The organism is Pseudoalteromonas luteoviolacea, assembly GCF_018100925.1.
GTDB classification, from domain to species: domain Bacteria; phylum Pseudomonadota; class Gammaproteobacteria; order Enterobacterales; family Alteromonadaceae; genus Pseudoalteromonas; species Pseudoalteromonas obscura.
Genome location: NZ_JAGJEH010000001.1, coordinates 715152 through 733493 on the forward strand (window position 1 = coordinate 715152; position 18342 = coordinate 733493).

16 protein-coding genes are annotated in these 18342 nt (G+C 40.7%); 11 read left to right on the plus strand and 5 right to left on the minus strand.

Translation table 11 applies throughout. The features are described from left to right. The first annotated feature begins 262 nt into the window (after positions 1-262). Together J8M00_RS02725 and J8M00_RS02730 are read left to right on the plus strand one after the other, a co-directional pair. On the plus strand, positions 263-2251 hold the full coding sequence (locus tag J8M00_RS02725) for a methyl-accepting chemotaxis protein (RefSeq protein WP_211008828.1): 1989 nt from the start codon (positions 263-265) through the stop codon (positions 2249-2251). A 182-nt stretch (positions 2252-2433) separates the two neighbouring features. Then, on the plus strand, positions 2434-3090 hold the full coding sequence (locus J8M00_RS02730; protein ID WP_211008829.1) for a DUF1826 domain-containing protein: 657 nt from the start codon (positions 2434-2436) through the stop codon (positions 3088-3090). A gap of 65 nt (positions 3091-3155) precedes the next feature. On the opposite strand, the gene J8M00_RS02735 is transcribed toward J8M00_RS02730, so the two are convergent. Then, positions 3156-4145: a hypothetical protein gene (locus J8M00_RS02735; RefSeq protein WP_211008830.1), complete on the minus strand. Its 990-nt coding sequence runs from the start codon at positions 4143-4145 to the stop codon at positions 3156-3158. Positions 4146-4687: 542 nt separating this feature from the next. Here J8M00_RS02735 and J8M00_RS02740 point away from each other — a divergent pair. Further along, positions 4688-7285, plus strand: coding sequence for an ExeM/NucH family extracellular endonuclease (locus J8M00_RS02740; RefSeq protein WP_211008831.1), 2598 nt, complete (start codon positions 4688-4690; stop codon positions 7283-7285). A gap of 26 nt (positions 7286-7311) precedes the next feature. Here the strand turns inward: J8M00_RS02740 and J8M00_RS02745 are convergent, their stop codons facing one another. Both J8M00_RS02745 and J8M00_RS02750 read right to left on the minus strand, forming a co-directional pair. Continuing rightward, positions 7312-8841, minus strand: coding sequence for a cytochrome-c peroxidase (locus tag J8M00_RS02745; RefSeq protein ID WP_211008832.1), 1530 nt, complete (start codon positions 8839-8841; stop codon positions 7312-7314). 80 nt (positions 8842-8921) lie between these two features. Then, positions 8922-9530 carry a MarR family winged helix-turn-helix transcriptional regulator gene (locus J8M00_RS02750; protein ID WP_211008833.1) on the minus strand — a complete coding sequence of 203 codons (609 nt, stop codon included), beginning with the start codon at positions 9528-9530 and terminating at the stop codon, positions 8922-8924. 65 nt (positions 9531-9595) lie between these two features. On the opposite strand from J8M00_RS02750, the gene J8M00_RS02755 reads away from it, so the two are divergent. The 4 genes from J8M00_RS02755 (at position 9596) to J8M00_RS02770 (ending at position 13473) form a co-directional block, all read left to right on the plus strand. Continuing rightward, the gene (locus tag J8M00_RS02755; RefSeq protein WP_023399179.1) at positions 9596-10189 is read left to right on the plus strand and encodes a carboxymuconolactone decarboxylase family protein; all 594 of its coding nucleotides are present in this window, start codon (positions 9596-9598) and stop codon (positions 10187-10189) included. Positions 10190-10570: 381 nt separating this feature from the next. Beyond that, on the plus strand, positions 10571-11116 hold the full coding sequence (locus tag J8M00_RS02760; RefSeq protein ID WP_023399180.1) for a GbsR/MarR family transcriptional regulator: 546 nt from the start codon (positions 10571-10573) through the stop codon (positions 11114-11116). Positions 11117-11132: 16 nt separating this feature from the next. Beyond that, entirely contained in the window at positions 11133-12479 is a 1347-nt protein-coding gene (locus tag J8M00_RS02765; RefSeq protein ID WP_211008834.1) for a cytochrome ubiquinol oxidase subunit I, read from the plus strand. Continuing rightward, the gene (locus tag J8M00_RS02770; RefSeq protein ID WP_211008835.1) at positions 12472-13473 is read left to right on the plus strand and encodes a cytochrome d ubiquinol oxidase subunit II; all 1002 of its coding nucleotides are present in this window, start codon (positions 12472-12474) and stop codon (positions 13471-13473) included. Before J8M00_RS02765 ends, J8M00_RS02770 begins: the two co-directional genes overlap by 8 nt. Before the next feature lie 59 nt (positions 13474-13532). Here J8M00_RS02770 and J8M00_RS02775 read toward each other — a convergent pair whose 3' ends face one another. After that, complete coding sequence (locus J8M00_RS02775; protein WP_211008836.1) at positions 13533-14561, minus strand: lytic murein transglycosylase; 1029 nt, start codon at positions 14559-14561, stop codon at positions 13533-13535. Continuing rightward, positions 14542-14823 (minus strand): YcgL domain-containing protein, encoded by a 282-nt coding sequence (locus J8M00_RS02780; RefSeq protein WP_211008837.1) that lies wholly within the window; start codon positions 14821-14823, stop codon positions 14542-14544. Before J8M00_RS02780 ends, J8M00_RS02775 begins: the two co-directional genes overlap by 20 nt. Positions 14824-14969: 146 nt before the next feature. Between J8M00_RS02780 and minC the strand changes: the two genes are divergently transcribed. From minC to J8M00_RS02800, 4 genes are all read left to right on the plus strand, one after another. Further along, the gene (gene minC / locus J8M00_RS02785; protein ID WP_211008838.1) at positions 14970-15671 is read left to right on the plus strand and encodes a septum site-determining protein MinC; all 702 of its coding nucleotides are present in this window, start codon (positions 14970-14972) and stop codon (positions 15669-15671) included. Positions 15672-15676: 5 nt separating this feature from the next. After that, the gene (gene minD, locus J8M00_RS02790) at positions 15677-16486 is read left to right on the plus strand and encodes a septum site-determining protein MinD (protein WP_023399187.1); all 810 of its coding nucleotides are present in this window, start codon (positions 15677-15679) and stop codon (positions 16484-16486) included. 1 nt (position 16487) lies between these two features. Then, a complete protein-coding gene (minE, locus tag J8M00_RS02795; protein ID WP_023399188.1) occupies positions 16488-16751 on the plus strand; it encodes a cell division topological specificity factor MinE in 264 nt (87 codons plus the stop codon). A gap of 1104 nt (positions 16752-17855) precedes the next feature. Further along, positions 17856-18332 carry a PLAT/LH2 domain-containing protein gene (locus J8M00_RS02800; RefSeq protein ID WP_211008839.1) on the plus strand — a complete coding sequence of 159 codons (477 nt, stop codon included), beginning with the start codon at positions 17856-17858 and terminating at the stop codon, positions 18330-18332. Positions 18333-18342: the final 10 nt, after the last annotated feature.

Here is an 18342-nt window from a genome sequence, read left to right on the forward strand (position 1 = left end):
CTGCGATTTTGCATGGTTAGTGCTGATGATAGAAGCCTAGTGCGCTTGAGAATGGTTACTATTACACTCTGTTACAGCTGCTTAAATAATTGGTACTAACGATAAAAGTACACAAACTTACTAGTAGAGATTTCTCTACAAGTGACTATTTACGTGAAGAAACTTATGACGAACTGGTTATTTTGACTATCTTTTAACTTAAGGAAAGATTAGTAGCCATCCGCTTAAGATTGGCAATAGGTATACGCCTCGGAGAAATTGAATGAATTTGCTAAAACGCTTATCCATTTTGCAACTGACGATAATTAGCTCTCTCGCACTTGTTATTTTCATCTTTATCCTACTTTTCAAAATTGCATCGCAATACTGGCAAGACTACAACTCGACACTGCAGGACATAGAATATATAAAGCTCTTAGATGCTATAGAGAAAGTCGCACACCATCATGCAGTAGAGCGAGGATTGTCAGCTGGTTACTTAGGAAATCCGAGTGCAGATAAAAGACAACTCGTATCAGCGCAGAGGATAAAGGCAGATAATGCTGTGAAAGTAGTCAGAGACTTATACTCGGGGCAGTTCAAGGAAGACGAAAAAGTACAAAAATGGCTTCCGTTCTTATTTAGGGAGCTCCAAGGGAAATCCGCTGTCAGGCGTGAAGTGGACAACTTAAACAGTAAAAGTGCTTTTAAATATTACAGCCACCTGAATCAAGTCGCGATTGACACAGCTATCCGAATGCAAGCTTATATCAGCAATCGAGATTTAGCTTCAAAGCTATCAATTGCGTTTTTATTGGCAAAAAGCAAAGAGCGCAAAGGTCAGATCAGAGGGAAGATAAATGGGGTCTTGGCCAAAAAGCAAGTAAGCTCAAAGCTCAGAGGCGAGCTCACTTACTATCAAACGCAACTCGGTGTGCTAAAAGAGCAGCTCGAAGCGATACTAGAGGGAGAGCAGCTTGCGCAATACAATCAAGCGATGTCTGATACAACGGCCAGGGAGCTGGATAAAGTAATAAATTACTTATTAATAGAAGACAACCCTGATTTCAATACGCTTTTATCAAGCAATGAATGGTTTCCTAAGGCGACCAATCAAATCGTTGCGGTTAAAAAAATTCTCGATGGTCAGTGGGTTAAAACGTTAAATCACAGTTCCAAGGTGAAAAGCGATTTGCTTAGCCAGAGTATGTTTATTGGAATAGCTTTCATTCTGGCCATGAGCATAATCGCAGTGATCAACATGCATTTAGTATCATCTTTGAAGCATGAATTGCATCATTTAACAGGTATTTTGGAAAAAGTCGCCAAAGAAGGTGATTTGACTTTAGATGTACGACTGAAAACCAGCGACGAATTGGGGCAAATTTCCGAATCCATTCACAATACCGTATATGCTTTTAAAGATTTACTTGTCGGTTTATCCAAATCTATAAAAGTTGGTACAGAGTTGGGGGGCGAAATGGATAAGGCGGCAAGTCATGTCAATGAAGAGGCGCAGCGAACCCAAACTATGGCGTCGAGCATTGCGACGGCAATTGAAGAAATGGCGGCAACCAGCGAAGAAATTGCTCGTTCAGCCTCCGACACTTTGGCTGCAAGCGATCAGCTTAACAACGAATCTCAAAAGCTGTTAGAAGACAATCAAAGAAATTTGGATGCAATGAATACCCTGTCTGATCACATGGATACGGTCAATGAAATGGCCGCAAATATGGAAAAGCAAGTGGCGGAAATAAACACGATATTGGACTCTATTCGCAGTGTTGCTGACCAAACAAATTTACTCGCCTTAAATGCTGCCATTGAAGCTGCTAGGGCTGGTGAGCATGGCCGCGGTTTCGCAGTTGTCGCAGATGAAGTGCGTGGCCTTGCAAACAATAGTAAAGAATCGTCAGAGCAGATTTCATCACTATTGAGTAACTTAAATGAAATTAGCCAGAGTGTTGTTAATGCAATAAAAGATAACACTCAACTTGCCAGCGAAATCATGAGTGAAATAGAAGAAACTCGGCTGGTCTCCATGCAAGTGAGCGAACATAGTAATCACGTTGAGCAGCTGACAACATCCGTTGCGACAGCGGCTCAACAGCAATCTACCGTTGCACAGGACATATCAACTAACACGTCAGCTGTGCTCGATGCTGCAACAGACGAATTAGAGACATCAATAGCCTTGAAAAAACTTTTTGAAGACATGAAGTTGAACAGTGATACCTTACAAAGAACCATGGATAACTTTAAGATTGACTGATGGTCCATGGTTTTAGCTTAGGCTTTTGAGTTTGATGTGGCGGTAGCCCCGCCTTCGAGCTCTTTTAAGTAGATATATTTTGATTGATATTAATTCGTATTCTCAATAAATTACTGTAACCCCTTCAATTCGGTCGTCGAAAGTGATAATGTTGATATATTATCACATAACAATGTAGGTTTATGAGCGTTAATTCTGAAGTTTGTGCTCAAACACAAAGCACTAAATATCTTATTGATGAGTCCGCTAGCGTCCTTTCAGAGATTTATGATCCTAACACAGCACTCGCCTGTTATTGCACACCCGCTACTTGGGCTAAAAGCCGTGCAGCGGTTCATTATGTTAAAAAAGCGCCAGATCACGCTTTCCAGTATCAAGGTGCAATTAATGAAGAACTGTCAGAGCAAGTTAAAAACGTGTTTGTAGGTACAGCGCACGGTGATTTATTGGTTGAACATATTGAATTAATGCTCTGCATGTTTGATGCTTTACTTGAACCAAAAGAAATTGGTTTGAGGATCCTCCCCTGCACTTATGCTATGAGCCCGGCTTTTCATTCTCAAAACGGTATTGTGAGAATGCTCTCCACGTTAGGTGGGAGTGGAGAAAGGTGGTTGGAGCACGGCTTCGTCGAATACTACCCTCTTGAAAAAGGCCAATTCACTCCAGCAGTTAAAAAGCCAAAAGAGTGTAATGTAAACACATTGTGTGATGGCGATATTGCATTGATGAAAGGTAAAAATTGGCTAGATCAAGAACACAATGCGGTTGTTTGCTCTTCTCCGCTATTTGGCAACGACACTGCGAAACTTTGTGTCTATATAGATTATATTAGTTAAATGTTATGGCGTCTGGTTTATCATAAGAAAGAGAAGTTAGCCTTCTCTTTCTAGGCAAGGCATCATTATTTTGCTTGACCTGTCCAGCTCCACCCTGGGTAGAACTTGCCGTTCACATTGGCATTGTTCCCAATGATAATTGAATAAGGCTTATCTACAGCCTTCCAGTTATATGCAGTTGAATGCTCTAGTTCAAATACAACATTCCCCCATATCCCGTAAGGCCCAGCAATAGTCGACTCTTTGTAAGCAGCAAAGTGGGTTTGCCCGCCCATCATGATCTCCCCTACTCGACTTTTGTTGTTGATTTCTGCAGCTCCTTTGCTCCAAACCATAAGTAAATTGATGTTACTTTGATTGTCAGCTAAGAAATATCCATTCCCCGCGACCTGAACTGAGCTAAAGTGGTTTTTGTCGTTCGACTTTGCTGAAGAGGTGTCGAAAACACTAAGTTTGATTTGGTCAGTTGCTTTTGTAAACTCTGCGTAAGAGCTGCCATAAACTCCAACGGAATTTCCTGAGAAACCTTCAAAATACGCTGTGCTATTGTCAGTGACCAAAAATTGTTGGAATGAGTCTTCGCTTTCTGATTTAGCATTAGTGGTAACGTGTTTCAGTTGTCCGACACTGTTGGCTTTAAGTTCAACCGCTGGTATATTATTAGGTACATCTATATGAATGTTCGAAAGTACAACCGAACCTGAGTGAACCAATACCGCACTCTGTTGTGCGTGCTCCTGAACATACTTAACTCGTATAGAGCCTGTTCTACCAGCGTCATTTATAATTTCGAAGCGATTATTCTTAACTTGAATTGGGCCTGCGCATTCTCCTGAAATCACGAATTTCACTGTTTGCGCGAGGTAATTGAAGGAGACGGCTCTTTGCAGCGCTTCTGGGTGAGCTAGACAGTCAAGGTTGAGAGTGATGCTAGCAGCTAATTCTTGCTGAGTATTTGTTTGAATAATGCCCTGTTCCTTGTGCGCATTTACTGGCGCCGTGAGCAATATTGGTAGCGATAGTACGGCGAGTTTCATCAGATTTTTCGTTTCCATTAAATCTTCCTTTTTAAAAATTTCTTTACATGTTGTGATCTAATTAGCTGAGAGTAACTAATTGTTACTGAAAGAGCCTTTGTTATCACGGCCTTCTCAGCGTTGTAATTAAATACGCTGAGCCTCTCAAGGCAATCGTGCTATTTCAGAGTTAGTCAATTTAATTGACTTTTAGACAGTAACTCAGTTTTGCGTTGGTGGTCAAAAAAACACCACGTAAAAAGGAGTTCATATTGTTATAAGATATCAATAATTATTTTGTTCATTTGAAACGCGCTTGAATATTGTTTCTGTACCCACGGTCATAAGAGTGAGACACTTTATTTGATGGACCTGTAATGGGGTCTTGCGGTTGATTTAAATTTATTAGACTGAAACTAAAAGGTTAGAGCTGTGAAAATCCAACACATTTTTATGCTCAAAAATAAATTTAATATAAATAAAAAAGATACAAAAATATTACAATTGAAATATTTTTCATATAGAGTTACATCCCTTATTACTAAATAATTCATTAAAAACCAAAGTAAATGGAAATAACTATGTTCAAAAAATCTCTACTAGCTTCGGCAGTCGCGTGTTTAATGACACCCGCTTATGCTGAGATCATGATTTCTGAATATGTCGAAGGAAGCAGCTATAACAAAGCAATCGAACTCTATAACAGCGGCGAATCTGAAGTCGATTTGAGTAGCTATCGCCTCGAGTTTTATTTTAACGGTAAATCTACAGCGGGAACCAGCATTGCGCTTGAAGGCACATTGTTGCCAAAAGCTACACATGTTGTAGTACACGCCAGAGCGGCAGAAGAGCTTAGACTCAAGGCACAACAACAAAAAGACGGCAGTTGGTATAACGGCGATGATGCCATTGTGTTGTCAAATAGCAATGGTGCTGTGGACAGTATTGGACAAGTAGGTTTCGATCCGGGTTCAGCGTGGACTGATCAAGGCGTTTCCACAAAAGATAAGTCACTGGTACGCATTAGCACTGTTGTAACTGGGGATTCGGTTGTAGATGATGTTTTTTTACCATCTACAGAGTGGGAAGCGCTAGCAAAAGACGACTTTTCAAATATTGGCCTTCATAACGCCACAGATCCAACTGAGCCACCAGCACTCGTTTGTAATGAAAACAATGTTTTAATTCACGCAGTTCAAGGCGAATCTTTTGAAAGTCCGTTAGTGGGTCAACAAGTTGAAATTCAAGGGGTAGTAACAGCGTCTTTTGTTGAAGATGGGAAATTAAAAGGGTTTTTCATTCAAGAAGAAGATTTTGAGCAGGATAACAACCCACTGACTTCTGAAGGTATATTTGTTTCATATCAAGACGCGTCAATTGTAGAAGGGCAAGTGATTAAATTATCCGGTAGCGTCAGGGAGTCATATGGGCAAACTCAAATTTCAAATGTGAGTAGCGCAATATCTTGTGGTACAGATTCGGTGGTAAGTGTAGACATTAGTTTGCCGGTAGAGTCTGGTTTGGAAGCGTATGAAGGTATGCTTGTGAACATAACCAACGATCTGTTTGTAAATGACACATACGGCTTAAAGCGCTACGGGGAATTAAAGCTGGGCTCTGAGCGTTTGTATCAAGGTACTCAAGTGGCATTGCCTGGGGAAGCGGCTAATGCTATCGAGCGCCTGAATGTGAGCAAAGAAATTACTTTGGATGATGGCTCGACAGCGCAAAACCCGGAAATAATACCTTACCCGACACCTGAGCTTGATGCATACAATACGATTAGATTGGGTGATAAGGTGAGCGGCGTTGAAGGTGTGATCGGATATGGTTTCTCTCAATATCGAATTCATCCGATCACAGCGCCAAACTTCATCCAAGAAAACCCTCGTAACGATTCTCCTCAAGTCACACAAAAAGGTAACTTAAGAATTGCGAGCATGAATGTGCTGAACTTTTTTAATGGTGATGGGCTAGGCGGCGGCTTCCCGACATCACGTGGTGCAGACTCACTAGAAGAATTACAACGCCAAAAAGCCAAACTTGTGGCTGCATTGGTGACGTTAGATGCAGATGTCATCGGGCTGTTAGAAGTTGAAAACGATGGCTTTAGTGAAAACAGCGCGATCGCTGAGTTGGCCAGCTCACTAGGCGAAGCAGACCCACAAAATACCTATAGTTACGTTAACTTTGCTACTGATTCTGTAGGTACTGATGCAATAATGTCAGGGATAATCTATCGCAGCAATAAAGTAAAAGAAGTAGGTGTGCCCGCTTTCACAGATGCTGTCCCATTTGATTACGGTAATCGCCCACCAGTGATGCAGAGCTTTGAGGACTTATCTACCACCGATGTATTTAACGTGGTAGTTGCTCACCTGCGCTCTAAAGGTAGCTGCAGTCGAGCAGAAGGTCTAGATCAGGATCAGAACGATGGGCAAGGCTGTTGGAATCAAGCTCGCGTAAATGCTGTGAACGAGTTACATTCTTGGTTAGCTGGTACTCCAACTACCGTTCAAGACGATGACACTGTGATATTGGGGGATTTTAATGCTTACAATTTGGAAGACCCAATCAGGCAGATGAGTGCAAATGGCTACTCAAATCTAAGGGATATTATAAACGGGGATGTGAATAGCTACTCTTACGTATTTAAAGGGCGCTTAGGCAGCCTAGACCATGCATTTGCCAGTGATTCTATGACAGCAAAGGTTGTCGCTATCTCAGATTGGCACATTAATGCAGACGAACCTGTTGCATTAGACTATAACGTAGAATACAAGTCAGACAAACATCAGCAATCGCTATACGCGGACCATGCTTATCGTTCATCTGATCATGACCCGATTGTAATCGAGGTAAATACACAGGACCCGTACCCGGTGATTGAAGGTAAAATCGACAATATTTATGGCTGGTTTTGGTGGCAGCGAACTGTTGTTGAAGTACCTGAAGGATATAGTAATTTGGAAGTCAGCATTGAGGGTAACGGAGAGGCAGACCTGTATTTAAGACATGGTAAAAAACCTAAGTTTTATAAGTTTGATTGCCGTCCATATTTATGGGGAAGTAACGAGTCATGTCAAATACAAAATGCGCAAATGGGAACTTGGCATATTGGCTTGAGAGGCTTTTTGCCCTACCACAACGTAACCTTAAAATATAAAATTACCAAGTAGTTAGAAGGTGGCTAAGCCACCTTTTGTTACGTACGTCCTAATATTATATTTTGGACCTTGAGCCTTAGATTATCTGGATCGGGTGTTCTAGGGCTTGGCTCGAATCTTCTAATACAGCGTGAGTCTTTGGCACATTTGTCGGTGAGTGATTTTAAAAATGCGACGAGATCTGCTTGTTGGTTTGTATTCAACGGTGGCGCGACAAATGGAGATAATTGCAATAGATTTAGTGCGGTTTGGCTATTTTCCAGCGCATTATTGTTGAGTGACTGGCAATGTTGATCTTGAGTGAATTGTCGCAGGCCACAAGCTCCGCCCTTTTCAAAAAAACCACTAATTGCACTTTGTGGGTCAACGTAGTGTGCAACAACTTCTTCGAGTGTTTCGTAAGCGCCTGAATGTCCATACGGGGCTGTTAGCTCGACGTTTAGCAAGCTAGGTACTCTAAACGCAAACATATTCCTCTGCTCAGAATCAATTAAGAACCGCCCTTCATCTGAATTGTGTTCGTTTAAACCAATACCAAACTGAGGAAATGCAAGGTTGAAAAACCCATCATTACTAAATCGGGTGCCACCATGGCAATTTACGCACCCCGCACCTCCATCACTGATTTGCGTAAAAAATAGCGCTGCGCCGCGCTTTTGTGCTTGGGTCATCGCATTTTGGTTTCCACGCAAATAATCATGCCATGGAGAGTTTACTAGGTTTACAGATGCTTGATATTGTCCAAGTGCAAACGCAATACTATCGAATGTAATTAAGGACTGTGAAGCGTCATTGCTATTAAATGCCTGTCTAAACTCCTTGAGCCATTCATTCTTATCGAGTTCATTAGCTAGCTCGCCATAGTTACCTATGCGTTGGGCGAGGTGTTCTCTAACAGACTGGTTATCGAGCGCATTTGGAAAAGCCTGACCGCGCATTTCCTCTCTAGAGGTCACTGGGAAGCGTGATAAAGCTCCGACAAGGTCATTGCCTACCCGCTCATCAATAATACCAAAACCGGAGTCTGGTGTTGTTATTCCTGAGATCTCGGTTCCAGAGGTATCTGTAGTGGTTATACGTTGCACTCGCCCATCCCAAAATAAACTCGAATTAGCGAGTCCAACATTGAAAATAGTCGGCGAGTTTCTCGGAATATTAATTGTATCAGAGGTTAATCTAAGTGGGCCGATGATATCTGGATTGACGGCGTTGGTACCAATCGGTAAAGATAGTCCATCAGCTCCGCCCAGTCTCGGGTGGTGACAACTAGCGCATGCCACAGTCTTCTCTGCACCGAGCGCTTTGCTGAAGAAAAGCTTCATACCGAGTTGCGGTATTGGCTCTGATATATGCGGCAACGCGGATAGTTCGGGGATCGTCGAGCTCAGGTTTTGTCCAGCTACGATCTCCTGCAATTGAATATCAACCGCTGTTTGGATTTGAACCAACTGCTTTGCATGCCCTTTTTTCGGTCTATGCGGTTCATGGCTGGGTTTTGCTTGTATTTGAAAACTGGATACGCTTAAAAAGATTAACGCACCCAGGCCTATTCGGTTTTTATATTTCATATTTTCGCCCCTTGATGATGTAATAACTAGCTTGTTCATCAAATGTGCAAAAAGTATGTTACCGAAACAGATTTATGTTGTTACGTATCTTTTTTGGTTGTGCGACTGTGCCACCTTACAATTTCTTTGTGATCACGTGTGACTGAGTCACCGACAGATTCACAATGTTGCACCTCTTTAGCGAGTACTGCTTCTGCATTAATTTCTAACTTCTGTAGCAGCTGCCTCAGCGTACTTTGCTCATCTGGCGTTAATGTTTCGAGTAATTTTTCTTCTCGATTTTGTAGGTGAGCTGTGACCTTTGCGTATATACACCGACCTTCTTCTGATAGTTCGACTGGTTTACTGCGGGTTTGCTCTTGCCCCTGTACATATTGAGCGAGCCCCTTTTTAATTAGCGCTGCGATAGCCCTTGTTGTTGAATAAGGATCCAGCCTCGTTTGGTATGCGATGTCTGACGCAGTAATTGGACCATATGATCCGATATTAACCAGTATGCGCAGTTCCCTCGTATCCAAATCAGTCAGACTACGAATTATCGGATCTCTGGATATAGAAAGTAGGTTACTGACGACAGCAACTTGAAACGGAATATGGTTTTCTAGAGACAGTATTTGTCTATTGTCGCCTTGCGCGAAGCTTTCTAATCTGTTTTTTAATGCATTTTTATATGAAATATCACTAGACAACTAGTTTCTCCAGGAGTATTTTATGTTGCATATGCAACAAATGATAAATTTAACAGGAGCTGATTATGCCTTTAGTTACCCCTTTATCTCAAGACCACGATCAGGAAGTAACTGAACTTGCGAAATTCTTTAATGAAACACTAGGCTTTTGCCCTAATAGTGTACTCACGATGCAAATTCGACCTGCAATTGCACGCGCATTCATAAACTTAAATAAAGCAGTCATGGAAAACCATGGGCGCGTGACATCTGAGCTTAAAAGGCTAGTTGGTTATATTACAAGTGCAAATACCGGTTGCCGCTATTGTGAAGCGCATACAATTTTAGCTGCACAGCGATATGGTGGTACGGACTCTAGATTGGCTCAAATTTGGCAGTTTAGAGAGTCAGACGTATTTACAGATGGTGAAAAGGCTGCATTTGAATTTGCGTTGGCTGCTTCGAGTGTACCTAATGCCGTTGATGAACCTATTCAAACAGAACTGAGAAAATACTGGGATGATGGCGAAATTGTTGAGCTACTCGGTGTGATATCTCTATTTGGCTACCTTAATCGTTGGAACGACTCTATGGGTACTACATTAGAGTCAGGAGCAATTGACGCTGGCGAGACTTTATTAAAACAAAACAACTGGGAAGTTGGAAAACATCAGTCTTAAACCTACCTTTACATCTCAACTACCAAAGGCTTTTTCATATGATCAAGCCTTTTTATTTTCAAGTCGCATGGTGCATTCATCGCCGTCGTAGAGCAATGTCAAAGGGTAACCATTTGGAGGCTATAACAATGTGGCTACTAAATGCGCAAATCAAGTGCCGAAGTTTCATTATTTATCGAAACTTTTAAAAGATTTTCATCAGGCAATATACAAATACGTGAAAAGCGACTAGATTACAGTCTGGCTTTAGGTACTAACTCGATTATCCAAGTTTATTGTATAAACTATTTGTGAAGTTTCAGAAAAAAGTGAAACTTCAGTTGATCTGAGTCAATTACCTCTGTATATTTAACTTTCAATAATTACTGAACGTTTAGAATTATGAATTTATCACCAAAAATCGAAAACTTCGTGCTCCATTGCGGTGAAATGGGCAGTCGTTGGGGATTTAACAGAACCATTGGGCAAATGGTGGGGTTACTCGTTATCAATGAGCACCCGCTAACTGCGAATCAAATCGCAGAAGCCTTAAAGATTTCCCGAGGCAATGTCAGTATGGGGATCAAAGAGTTGCAATCATGGCAGCTAGTAAAAGTTCAACATATCCCCGGCGATAGAAAAGAATATTATGCGCCGAACGGTACAATATGGGACCTTGCTAACAAAGTGTTCGAAGAACGACGTAAGCGAGAAATAGACCCTACTCTGACGTTATTACGCGACCAAATACTTGATACCGCTAATACGCCAGAGGAAAAGTACGCTCAGGAGCAAATGCAATCCATCCATGACCTGTTAGAAACAGTAACGAAATGGTCGGCGGAATTGCAGAGGTTGACACCTGAACAATTGCAATCATTGATGAAACTTGGTTCATCGGTAAGTAAGGTGATCGACCTCAAGGACAAGTTATTGAAAAAGTCGTAAATAACAGAGGTGTGTCATGCTTGATACCTTATTGCTGTCGCGAATTCAGTTCGCGACAAATATAAGCTTCCATATACTTTTCCCGACCATATCCATAGCGCTTGCTTGGTTTTTGGTTTTTTTTAAAGTCAGATATGTTCAAACAAACCAGCCCGTTTGGCTCCGGGCTTATCGGTTTTGGGTGAAAATATTCGCGCTAACCTTTGCACTTGGTGTGGTAAGTGGTATCACCATGTCGTTCCAATTTGGCACTAACTGGCCAGGTTTTATGGAACGAATAGGCAATATTGCTGGCCCCTTGTTGGGATATGAAGTTCTGACTGCTTTCTTTATGGAAGCGACATTTCTGGGAGTTATGTTATTTGGTATGAAGCGTGTCAGCCCTGCTGTTCACACGTTTTCCACCATTGTAGTTGCTATTGGCACTTCAATATCTGCATTTTGGATTCTCTCTTTAAACAGCTGGATGCAAACACCAGTTGGTTACGAAATTATTGATGGTGTTTTTTATCCAAAAGATTGGTTTGCCATCATTTTTAATCCGTCTTTTGGTTACCGTTTGTCCCATATGTTACTTGCATCCGGGATCACAGCGTCGTTTTTGGTGGCTGGAATAAGCGCTTATCGTCTACTGAAGGACGACCACAAACATGCGCCAAAGTTAACCTTAAAAGTTGCGCTTACGGTCGCTGTCATTTTAACTCCGTTGCAGGCATTTGTAGGGGATCTTCACGGATTAAACACATTTGAGCACCAACCACAAAAAGTTGCCGCGATGGAAGGTGTTTGGGAGACCGAAAAAGGAGCACCACTCCTATTATTTGCTATTCCCGATGAAGAGACCCGTTCAAATCACTTTGAGCTTGCAATTCCGAATCTAGCAAGTTTGATACTCACTCATGAACTAGATGGTGAAATTAAAGGCTTGAATGAGTTTAAAGGCGCGCACCCGCCTGTTAAACCCGTTTTTTATGGTTTTAGAGTTATGGTTGGGTTGGGTTTGCTTATGATCCTGATTTCGGTTGTCGCAAGATTTACCTTGTTTAAAACAGGAGATCTGCCTCGCTGGCAACTAAAAGCATTGGTTGTAATGACGTTTTCTGGTTGGGTTGCCACACTCGCTGGGTGGTATGTTACCGAGATCGGTCGACAGCCCTACATGGTTCAAGGTTTAGTAAAAATAGATGAATTGGTGACACAAGTTCCCTCAGAGCATGTGTTATACACCCTGATTGGTTACATTTGTATTTATGCACTGTTACTCGCAGCCTACATCAAGACCTTATTTTATACCGCCGATAAAGCCGTTGAGGTCGAGGAATACGAGCTTAATCCACCAATGCGAGGAGAACAACATGCTTAGTACGGAGTTTTTGGCGCAGTTTTATGGTGCCTTAATGGCATTGGCGATTTTGGTGTATGCAATACTCGACGGTTACGACCTCGGAGTTGGTATTTTGCTACCGCCTGATAACAAAGAACAAGCAGACACCATGATTGCATCAATCGGCCCTTTTTGGGATGCAAATGAAACATGGTTAGTTTTAGCTGTAGGCTTGGTATTAATTGCCTTCCCGTTGGCTCACTCAGTTATTTTGCAAGCGCTGTATCTACCGGTTGCGCTTATGTTGCTAGGTTTGATCTTGAGAGGCGTTGCTTTTGACTTTAGGGCAAAAGCAAAAACAAAGTATCAGGATGCATGGGACATTAGTTTTAAGCTAGGGAGTGTCATAACAGCATTTTCGCAAGGGTTTATGCTTGGGTTATACGTGATGTCTTTTGATTCAAGCCTCGAAAGCTATGCGTTTGCAATACTTAGTGGCATTGGGGTTGTCTCGGCATATGGTTTAATTGGCTCCGCATGGCTCGTAATGAAAACTACAGATAGTTTGCAAGCAAAAGCGGTTGGATGGTGTAGAAAATTCAATTTGGTTGCATTATTAGGGGTGGTAGCTGTTTCAATTATAAATCCCCTTATCAATGACTTTGTTGCAGATAAATGGTTTGGCGATGAGCTATCGACGTTACAATTGCCAGTGCCTTTTGCTTGTATTGCGCTATTTATCTATCAAGATAGGTTGCTGGCAAACTACAAAATGCAACAATGGATAGGTGGCAGTTGGAAGCCATTCGCGATCACAACTTTCATATTTCTGCTGTGCTTTTTTGGCCTGTTATATAGTTTTTACCCCTACGTGGTTCCAAATCAATTGACAATTTATGAATCGTTAGCGGATGCTTCTGCTTTGACATTCATGTTGTATGGTGTGGTGCTTGTGGTTCCAGCAATTATCGGCTACACAATTTTTTCATACAGGGTGTTTTGGGGAAAAACAGAGGCGCTTTCTTATTATTAATGTCGCTATATCAGCCCAACTAAAAAGCAGCCTTTAAAGCTGCTTTTTTTCGAATAAATTTAAATCTTTGGATAGCCAATTCTATCGGAGAGGTATCCAACGCTTGTTACGAAGTAGTAGCTTCTGTTCCAATTCATCAATGCCTTGTAATTATCATAAGCTAAGTACATTCTGCCATTTATATCATCAGGCATTACAAGCGCAGCGCTAATATTTACGTTGGGTAAGTCGGTACCATCTGTGCGTCTGATGCCGAGTGATTGCCAATCGGATAAAGAGCGTTCAGAGTTCTTGAAAAACTCAAGCCATTGGCTGTGATTTCGGGTGCCACGTTGTAGCACATAGTTTTCAGAAAACCCTTCAGGTAACTTGACTTGACGGCCCCAAGTCAAATTATTATTCCATCCAACACTTTTTAGGTAATTTGCAATAGAGGCAAAGGCATCTTCTTTAGTTGTCCAAATGTCCTTGCGGCCATCTTTGTTGTAGTCAACAGCGTAAGAGTTGAACGAGGTCGGCATAAATTGGGTTTGACCCATTGCACCTGCCCATGAACCTTTAAACTTATCTAAGCCAATGTGACCATCGCGCAAAATGTCCAGTGCGGCCCAAAGTTGGCGTTTGTATAATGCTTCTCGTCTGCCGTCAAATGCGAGGGTAACAAGTGAACTTATAACTGGATAACCGCCTTGAACTCGTCCGAAACTACTTTCAAGGCCCCAAAGAGCGATAATAAAACGCCCTTGTACGCCAAAATCTCTTTCAATTTGATCTAGAAGTTCTTTGTTTTCTTTATACAGTTTTCTTGCACGTTTGATTTTCCAATCAGGAACGCGTTTTGGCAAATATGTTTCAAGCGTCTCGACAATTTCTGGTTGAGTTTTGTCTGCTTTGATTACTTTCTTTTTGAATTTTGCTGTTGCAAACGCTGATTCTACTAAAGATTGTTCATAACCTTTTGCGATGGCTTCCGATTTTAGTTTTTGTACGTATTTATCAAAATCAGCTTCTGTAGTTGCATTCACAGAAGCCGAAAAACACAGAGATGTAAGTATTACTTTGAATGTCTTAGTCACTCTTTGCTCCATTTCGTTTTTTAAATTCGTCTAGAAGGTTTTCTTCAGGTGGTGGAATTTGTAAGTAAAACCCTTGTTCAGTTAATTGTTCCTTAACAAGGCTCAAATCTGCAACACCAAGTTTTTCTCTTTTAGCAAGATCAACTAACATTACAAATAATGGGGTGCCAAAAGTGTTCATTAAAGGCTCTGGAACTTTGCTGAAATCGTCTCTTTTTTCAATAAAAAGGTAGGTGTCGGCTTTTTTACTACTTTTGTATACTGCACTTAGCATTATAACCCTATAAATTCTTGCTTATCTTAGAGCAGCACTATACCATGACATATACAATAATTGGAAAGTTTTGCTGCTCTCAAACGTACACAGTACGGGGTCAAAATAAGATTTAATAAAGAGTACGCAGTTATATTTGAGCGCTTATGTCTACACAATCTTTTGAACTTAAGGGGAACCTTTTCACTTTGTCGGTGTTACAACTTTTAAACGCTGACTTAAGTGTTGTTAAAGCACAGTTAAGTGAAAAAATTTCTCAAGCGCCTAAGTTTTTCAAAGGTGCGCCTATTGTCATTAATCTTGCAGAAGTTCAAAGTGAACCTTTGGTACTCTCAGATTTAAAGTCTATTTTAAGTGAGTTGTCACTTAATCCAGTTGGAATTTGCAACGGCAGCGAGGAACAGAACGAAACGGCTAAGTCTATTGGTATGTCAGTTCTAAACTACACCAAAGATGTTGCGCCGACTGTTGCATCTAACGCAAAAACAGAAGTCGTTGAAAAGCATGTCTATGTGCCAGCGCAAGTTGTCAATGGAACAGTTAGGTCTGGTCAACAAATATATGCAAAAGATCGAGACTTAATCATCATCGGCGCAGTGAGTCACGGCGCTGAAGTTATTGCTGATGGAAATATTCATATCTATGGAACATTGCGCGGACGCGCTATTGCTGGAGCGCAAGGCAATGATTCGGCGAGTATTTACTGTCAAAAATTAGAAGCTGAACTAGTATCTGTAAATGGCAGTTACTGGATAAGCGATTCTCTGCAAGGAGAATTTTGGGGTAATCCATGTCAGATAACCCAAACAAACGAATCTTTAGAATTAACAGCATTGGTCAAAGGATAAATCTAATGGCAAAAATTATTGTCGTAACTTCCGGTAAAGGTGGCGTAGGTAAAACTACATCGAGTGCAGCAATTGGTACGGGGCTAGCACTGAAAGGCTATAAAACAGCCATCATCGATTTTGATATTGGCCTACGTAACCTCGATTTAATAATGGGTTGTGAGCGACGCGTTGTTTATGATTTTGTAAATGTAATCAACGGCGAAGCAAACCTAAACCAAGCGCTTATCAAAGATAAGCGAGTAGAAAAGCTTTTCATTCTTCCTGCATCTCAGACTCGCGATAAGGATGCTTTGACTCGTGAAGGGGTTGAAAAAGTCCTAGAAGAACTAAAAGAAGAATTTGACTTTATCATTTGTGACTCCCCTGCTGGTATTGAAGCTGGTGCAATGATGGCCTTATATTTCGCAGATGAAGCGATCGTCACAACGAACCCTGAAGTGTCATCTGTGAGAGATTCAGACAGGATACTTGGCATATTGCAAAGTAAGTCAAAGCGCGCAGAGCAAGGTGAACAGCCAGTAAAAGAACACCTTTTGTTGACTCGTTATAATCCTGAGCGAGTGTCTACTGGTGAAATGTTGTCAGTGGAAGATGTGCAAGAAATACTGGCGATTGACTTGCTTGGTGTAATTCCTGAGTCTAAATCAGTGTTAAATGCTTCTAACTCAGGACAACCAGTCATTTTAGACAGTGAATCTGATGCGGGCCAAGCATATAGCGATGCAATTGAAAGGCTGCTAGGTGAAATTATCGACTTTAGATTCCTTAATGTCGAAAAGAAAGGTTTACTGAAAAGAATATTCGGAGGTTAATTTGTCTCTATTAGATTATTTCCGTTCAGAAAAAAAGAACAGCGCTTCGCTAGCCAAAGAGCGTTTGCAAATAATTGTTGCACACGAACGCTCTAAGCGTGGCACCCCTGATTACCTGCCACAGCTAAAGCAGGATATTTTAGAGGTGATCAGTAAGTACGTTAAAGTAGACTCAGATGCAGTGAACGTTCAGTTTGAGCAAAATGAAGACGATCTAGCTGTATTGGAATTGAACGTTACATTACCAGAAGATGAGAGCAAGTAACTTAAGCCTTCTAACTAAAGTCGCTGATTAAAGCAATCTAGCTTCTGTAAGCGAGTTTTAAGACCTGAATTCTAGCTCATTGAATTCAGGTCTTTTTGTATTTACTACTTTCTGGCACTGTCAGTGAAAATGCTAGGTTTTCATATTAGAACAAGCAGTGAATTAACCCCTATTGTAATAAGTGACTATCTCATCTTTAGAAGCCCAGTATCGGCTTATCTTATGCTGCAAAAGTTTAACTTGTTAGCACTTTTTTTAAGAACTTTGATTAACCGCATTGCGTTTGATATGAATACACTTTCTATTGTTGTTCATCGGGTATTATTTGTCGCCAGTTTTCCATAAAATACTCACCCATAGCTGAATAGAAAATAGCGTGTCTGATAAAAGACTTAAAATTAAAGGTGATTTTACTTTCTTAATTATAATCACAAGGTCGTTCTTTAATGCTTCACTAAGCTTTTGAACGTGTAATCTCCTCCTTTTTGGATAATAATTATAGATTTTAATTAAGTGGCATTTAACGTTCGTTTCAAAATACGAAATGTTGTTGATTCTCCATCCCGAATGACATCATCTGCTAATATGCTCTAGAGCATAATGTGCGCCCTTTACATTAGGCCATTATGGGCTTTTTTTGTATAAGTTGAAGTTGCACATGAGTACTATTGAAGACGGTTTTGATTGATTTAAATTAAGGTTTTTCTAAAAAAATATTTTATTTAAAAATATATATTTCTGCCTATTGGAATAAATCTAACTTAATTTTTATCTTTGTATTAAATTGGACCACTAAATCATAGGCTTGCTCTGTCTCTTTGTATTTTTCATCGTTTGTTTATTAACTAAATTGAAATTGTTTTGATTTTTTATGTGTTTTCACTGGTTGTTTTGCTTGTCATATTTCTTTAATGTATTTTTAATCACTATTAGGTGGTTGGTTTTGATTATTAAATAATAAGGAAATTTAAAATGGTAAAACACATTGTTACATCAATTATACTTGCTGGATTATTTTCAACTACTAGTTCTTTTGCTAAAGAGCAGGAAGAGCTTTTCCAGGGCACTAAAATCTCGGATAGCATATCTTCATTTGAAGAAAGTATGTTAAGAAACGGAGTTATAGACGAAGAGGCTTACATCCAAGAATACGTATTGAAATTCGGTAATGGTGACGACGGGAAAGCATACGAAAGAGCGTCTTTCTGTCAGGGAAGAGAAGCTGAATATATCGTAAATGTCTATACTTCAGATATTTATAGAGCTGGTACAGACTCAAGAATACACATGCAAATAAACTGGGGCGGAGGCGCAAGCTCTAATTGGGCTCGTTTAGATGTTTCTGGAAGAGATGATTTTGAACAAGGCGCGGTAAATGATTTTTATGTCTTTCTCAGAAACAATGGCTCATTGGCTAATACTGCGCTGACAATAAAAAGCGATGGTTCTGGAGACAAGCATGGTTGGCACCTTGATAGAGTGACCATAGAAGATACGTGTACCGGTGAGGTAGCAACTGCTCGGTTTAATAGATGGATCTCCAAGTCTGTAGGGTTAATCTCTACACGAAGAATGCGTTAAACAACGAATT